The following is a 4,454-nucleotide window of genomic DNA, read 5'->3' as shown; positions in this document are numbered from 1 at the left end:
CAAAAGGTATGGCTTAGAAAGAAAAAAGAACAAGGCTATGCCGTAAGTGTATCATACGGTTTCTTTGATACTTTATATAAAATAAAAAAATATTTATTGGGCGAGCCTGTAATTTGGGAGGAATAATGAAAAATATTGAATGGTGCGACATGACAATAAACCCTGTTGTTGGTTGTCCTAGAGGCTGTCCTTATTGCTATGCTAAAAAAATAAATGATAGATTTAATTTTATTGAAGACTTTTCTAAACCTAAAATATTTTTAGAAAGACTTAAGCAAATTAATAAAATAAAAAATAAAAGAATATTTATGAACTCAATGTCAGATATAGCATATTGGGATAATGATACTATAAAAACAGTATTTAATACTATAATAGAAAATCCTAAAAATGAATACTATTTTTTAACTAAAAATAATGACTTTGAAAAAGTAATATTTTCTTTAGGGCTTTCTCATTTTATGTTTGAAAATATTTTTATAGGATTAACTATAACTACTCAGGAAGAATTGGAAGTCTATATAAACTCTATAAATGATTATAGATTAATAAATATAGAACCTATTTTAGAGCCTATAGATTTATATTCTATATCGAAAAAATCAATCTTTAAAATAAGAGGAATAAAAAAAATAATACTTGGGGCAGAGACAGGAAATAGAAAAGATAAAGTTATTCCTCAAAAAGAATGGATAGAAAATATTATTAGATTTTGTAATGAATACAATATTAAATTATTTCTTAAAGATAATATTAAAAAATATTTATAAGGAGGAGTTATGAAGAACTTAATTTTTGCTTTGTTTCTTTGGGTATTATTTTTGTTAGCAATAAATGCTTTACAGAATGACACTACTAAAAAAAGAGTATCAGAACTTGAGAGAGAAGTATCTAATTATGAATATCAGATTTTTCAGTTAAAAAAAGATATTGAATACATTAAAAATCCATATCTGGAGGTTTTTTAATGACTAATAGACAAAAAACTCAATATTATTGCTTTGAATGTAGGTTTGCTAAATCTGCATACGGTTCTTTAATTTGTCGGGTATATAAAGGCTCTACATTAGTAAGCCGTAAGGCTTGTTTGGATTTTGAACTGAAGAAAGATTTTAAGAGAAGAGCTGATAAAAGAAAAAAGAAGTGAGGAATATAAAATGAAGATTATTTTTATGTTTTATTTTGGATTTTTATCTATGATTTTTTTATTAGCGGTTGTTGTTTTTTTAATAGCTAATAAAAGAGGAATGGATGTAAACCAGATGTTAAAAAAAGACAATACGGATAAAACTATTCAGCAATTTGTATTTCCTTATTTTATTTTGTTTTTAATTAATTTATTTATGTATCTATTATCTACTAATTTATAGAGGTTTAAATATGAATAAAATAAAGTTTTCTAAAAGATACCCTAAACTTTGGGAGCAGACAACTGCGGAATTATTGGCAGTTAAAGACATTACTATTGATGAGAATACAAATAAAGACTTGCTAGAATATGACACAAAGGCTTTGGACGGTTCTTATTATGAACTTAAAAAAGGCAAATATATTCAGCTTATTTTCTTAGGAAATAAAAATATTCCTTTTTGTACAATTCGCAGTAGTTATGGAAGGATGGGCAATAAAAAAGAATATTATCAGGATAAAATCGGAGAACTATTTCAAATAGTTGTTTCGGAGAATATGGATGAGAAAAATTAGAGAAAATAAAAGATATAAAAATATTTTAAAAAATAAAAATATTATAAAAAAATATAAAAAGCATTTAGATGACTATAAAATAATACTAGATGATTTTAATGATAGTATAGAAACATTACAAGAAGTTTATAGTATTAAAAAATCTAAACTTAATAGGTTAATGAAGTCAGATAAAAAGAGATTTAAAAGACTTGAAAGAAAATTATCAAATGTATATATGATATGTGATTATTGTTATGAGTCAAAACCTTTTATAGATTTTATTTATTATGATGTGGCTTTAGGCTATATTAATGAACATTGTATTGAATGTTATCTTGAAGAGAAACAGGAATATACTGGATTTCCATATTTAAGTGATTATAAAAAATATAAGATGTTGGAGAGTAAGTATGAAAAATAAAACTAAGAACAGCCCTTTCTTAATTAAAGTTAAAGGTACTCAAGGCGGGATTGGATATTGTAGGAAACAAATGGTTTGTGATTATTTCAAAGAGTATAAAGGTAAAGTGAGATTAGTTGATGTTGTAAAAAATGATAAACAAACTATTTATTACATAGAATATTTAGAAAATGCTTTATCAGAGTTTAATAAGGACTATTCAGAAATAAAAAAGCTATTAAGGATAGAATAATGATTAAATACAAACTTATACAATATAAATTGATGATTAGCATAGATGATGAGAACACAAAAAGATGCGGTAATTTATGCGAAGGCGAGAACTCAAATTATTGTAATATCTATAAAAAACATTTAAAAAAAGATGGAAATACTTCTTATTATTTAAGATGTAAGGAATGTATACAAGAATTTGGGGAGGATAAATTGGGAAATAAAAAATGAATAAAAAAATAATGGAAGTATGTAGACAAATTAAGTTTAACAATTTTAATAATTATAAAAATTATCATACAACATATTTAGTTCATCTATATTTACAAGCAGAAAGAAAAGAAGATTTTTATAATGCCGAATTGTTTGCTGATGTAATTATTTTTATATTAAGAAAATATACAGAAGAATATAATAATATAATAAAAAATTATAATTTTATTTATGAAGTAGCTAAAACTATAAAAGATGATGATATAAGAAAAATAACAATAGATGATTTGAACGAAGATGTATACAATTATCATAAAGATTTACCATACGGCTATTATTTATGGGATATACATATTAGTAGTTTATTGTCTTTGTTAAAAAAATGTATAATTCATTTAACTTATGAATTAAAAATAAGGATCTTAAAAAATGATAAAAGAAACATATGAAGACTTCAACGGCTATATTACTGATGAAGCTAATGAAATAGAAAACCTATCTGACAAAGCTAGGTTTTACTATGATAATAGGGTTGAATTAATAAGTATTTTAAGAGAGTTTATGGTTTATTCAGATAAGTTTTGATAAGGATAAGTAATGTATTTAGTATTAGATTATTTAAAGGAACATAAAATTGATTTTAATATTGCAACTGAAAATGTAATAGCTATATGGCATAATGATACATTTTTAGAAATCATAAAATGATAATACTCGAATACGATAACGAAGGATACATGAATACTGGAAACCAATTATCGTTCTCAACTCCGTTGGGACATAGAACTTCGACATCGAATGTTGGAAAAGCGGAAGTCGGAAAACAGTTTAACCATAAAGATGTGGCTCAAATATTTGCGGGCTGTCATATTCCGTATATCGCCACTGGCTGCGAATCTTATCCTTTGGATTTGGTTAAAAAAGCGGCTAAAGCTCAATGGTATGCGAATAATCATGGAACGGCATTCGTTAAACTTTTAATAGCATGCCCTTTAAACTGGAAATCTCCAGACGATATGGGTAAAGATGTTATTAAAGCGGCGGTTGACACTTGCTTCTTCCCTCTATACGAAGTGGAACATGGAGTAACGACAATTACCAATATGATAGCGGACGATAAAAAATTGCCCGTTGAAAAATGGCTTGAAATGATGGGAAAAACGAAACATCTTTTGAAGTATCCCGATATACTCGGAGCTTTCCAAAAAGAAGTCGACAGAAGATGGACTCGCTTAAAAGCTATGCATGAAAGCCCTGTTCTATAAATAATTAGAATTGTTTATAACGGTTGTATATTAAATATGCAGCCGTTATTTTTATTTTAAATTAAATATCTTTGACAAATAAAATTATTCTGTTATAATGTTGCTTATGTTGGAAAAAGATTTTAAAGTTTTGAACGATTATTTTATGCGGTATCTACTCTCAAAAGAAGATAGTCAAAATATTCTTAAAGATTTGATTAATTCCGTTAGAATTGACGCTGGACAAGAAGGATTTGAAGAAGTAACTATTCTTAACACTTTCAACTTAAAAGAATCGATTAACGGAAAAGAGACAATAGTAGATGTGCGAGCAAAAACTAAAAATGGAGAAACTGTCATTATTGAAATTCAGCGAGTGGGAAATAAATCTTTCATTTACAGAGGACTTTATTATTGGGCTAAAAGTTATACGGCAAATTTGAAAGCGAAAAATAAATACGAAGATTTAAATCCCGTAATAAGCATTAATATTTTAGATTTCAATTTAACGGAAAATAAGGATAAACCTCATAGTTGCTATTTTATTAAAGAATTCGATACAAACGAAATACTGACAAACCATTTTGAAATGCACTTTTTGGAGTTAAAAAAATTTAATGAGAAATCAAAATTATACGAACCGCTTGCCGATTGGTTTAAATTTTTAAATATTAAAA

At 26.2% G+C, this 4,454-nt stretch carries 12 protein-coding genes; all 12 read left to right on the top strand.

Features of this window, described 5'->3' with window-relative positions:
• Positions 1 to 125 precede the first annotated feature (125 nt).
• Positions 126 to 770: a DUF5131 family protein gene (locus EZH24_RS07625; protein WP_137998522.1), complete on the top strand. Its 645-nt coding sequence runs from the start codon at positions 126 to 128 to the stop codon at positions 768 to 770.
• 9 nt (positions 771 to 779) lie between these two features.
• The gene (locus tag EZH24_RS07620) at positions 780 to 968 is read left to right on the top strand and encodes a hypothetical protein (protein WP_137998521.1); all 189 of its coding nucleotides are present in this window, start codon (positions 780 to 782) and stop codon (positions 966 to 968) included.
• Positions 968 to 1,147, top strand: a complete 180-nt coding sequence (locus EZH24_RS07615; protein WP_137998520.1) for a hypothetical protein — start codon at positions 968 to 970, stop codon at positions 1,145 to 1,147. Before EZH24_RS07620 ends, EZH24_RS07615 begins: the two co-directional genes overlap by 1 nt.
• A gap of 10 nt (positions 1,148 to 1,157) precedes the next feature.
• Positions 1,158 to 1,370: a hypothetical protein gene (locus EZH24_RS07610; protein WP_137998519.1), complete on the top strand. Its 213-nt coding sequence runs from the start codon at positions 1,158 to 1,160 to the stop codon at positions 1,368 to 1,370.
• Positions 1,371 to 1,380: 10 nt separating this feature from the next.
• Positions 1,381 to 1,704, top strand: coding sequence for a hypothetical protein (locus EZH24_RS07605; protein ID WP_137998518.1), 324 nt, complete (start codon positions 1,381 to 1,383; stop codon positions 1,702 to 1,704).
• Entirely contained in the window at positions 1,691 to 2,107 is a 417-nt protein-coding gene (locus EZH24_RS07600) for a hypothetical protein (protein ID WP_137998517.1), read from the top strand. The genes EZH24_RS07605 and EZH24_RS07600 overlap by 14 nt, the downstream gene beginning before the upstream one ends.
• The gene (locus EZH24_RS07595; RefSeq protein WP_137998516.1) at positions 2,097 to 2,339 is read left to right on the top strand and encodes a hypothetical protein; all 243 of its coding nucleotides are present in this window, start codon (positions 2,097 to 2,099) and stop codon (positions 2,337 to 2,339) included. The genes EZH24_RS07600 and EZH24_RS07595 overlap by 11 nt, the downstream gene beginning before the upstream one ends.
• The gene (locus EZH24_RS07590) at positions 2,339 to 2,551 is read left to right on the top strand and encodes a hypothetical protein (RefSeq protein WP_137998515.1); all 213 of its coding nucleotides are present in this window, start codon (positions 2,339 to 2,341) and stop codon (positions 2,549 to 2,551) included. The genes EZH24_RS07595 and EZH24_RS07590 overlap by 1 nt, the downstream gene beginning before the upstream one ends.
• A complete protein-coding gene (locus EZH24_RS07585; RefSeq protein ID WP_137998514.1) occupies positions 2,548 to 2,982 on the top strand; it encodes a hypothetical protein in 435 nt (144 codons plus the stop codon). Before EZH24_RS07590 ends, EZH24_RS07585 begins: the two co-directional genes overlap by 4 nt.
• Positions 2,963 to 3,118, top strand: coding sequence for a hypothetical protein (locus EZH24_RS14080; RefSeq protein ID WP_161976117.1), 156 nt, complete (start codon positions 2,963 to 2,965; stop codon positions 3,116 to 3,118). Before EZH24_RS07585 ends, EZH24_RS14080 begins: the two co-directional genes overlap by 20 nt.
• Before the next feature lie 101 nt (positions 3,119 to 3,219).
• Positions 3,220 to 3,798, top strand: coding sequence for a thiamine pyrophosphate-dependent enzyme (locus EZH24_RS07580; RefSeq protein ID WP_272897886.1), 579 nt, complete (start codon positions 3,220 to 3,222; stop codon positions 3,796 to 3,798).
• Between the two features lie 106 nt (positions 3,799 to 3,904).
• Positions 3,905 to 4,454 (top strand): Rpn family recombination-promoting nuclease/putative transposase (locus EZH24_RS07575; protein WP_137998513.1); only part of this gene is annotated, 550 nt, incomplete at its 3' end.

The organism is Brachyspira catarrhinii, assembly GCF_005518285.1.
Taxonomy (GTDB): Bacteria; Spirochaetota; Brachyspiria; order Brachyspirales; family Brachyspiraceae; genus Brachyspira; species Brachyspira catarrhinii.
This window is presented reverse-complemented; position numbering and strand designations above follow the sequence as displayed.

Bases quoted from the DNA above. Each gene is read 5' to 3' on its own strand.
- EZH24_RS07605 (WP_137998518.1), top strand. From the start codon at position 1,381: ATGAATAAAATAAAGTTTTCTAAAAGATACCCTAAACTTTGGGAGCAG.
- EZH24_RS07595 (WP_137998516.1), top strand. From the start codon at position 2,097: ATGAAAAATAAAACTAAGAACAGCCCTTTCTTAATTAAAGTTAAAGGT.
- EZH24_RS07620 (WP_137998521.1), top strand. From the start codon at position 780: ATGAAGAACTTAATTTTTGCTTTGTTTCTTTGGGTATTATTTTTGTTA.
- EZH24_RS07610 (WP_137998519.1), top strand. From the start codon at position 1,158: ATGAAGATTATTTTTATGTTTTATTTTGGATTTTTATCTATGATTTTT.
- EZH24_RS07590 (WP_137998515.1), top strand. From the start codon at position 2,339: ATGATTAAATACAAACTTATACAATATAAATTGATGATTAGCATAGAT.
- EZH24_RS07585 (WP_137998514.1), top strand. From the start codon at position 2,548: ATGAATAAAAAAATAATGGAAGTATGTAGACAAATTAAGTTTAACAAT.
- EZH24_RS07625 (WP_137998522.1), top strand. From the start codon at position 126: ATGAAAAATATTGAATGGTGCGACATGACAATAAACCCTGTTGTTGGT.
- EZH24_RS07600 (WP_137998517.1), top strand. From the start codon at position 1,691: ATGAGAAAAATTAGAGAAAATAAAAGATATAAAAATATTTTAAAAAAT.
- EZH24_RS14080 (WP_161976117.1), top strand. From the start codon at position 2,963: ATGATAAAAGAAACATATGAAGACTTCAACGGCTATATTACTGATGAA.
- EZH24_RS07615 (WP_137998520.1), top strand. From the start codon at position 968: ATGACTAATAGACAAAAAACTCAATATTATTGCTTTGAATGTAGGTTT.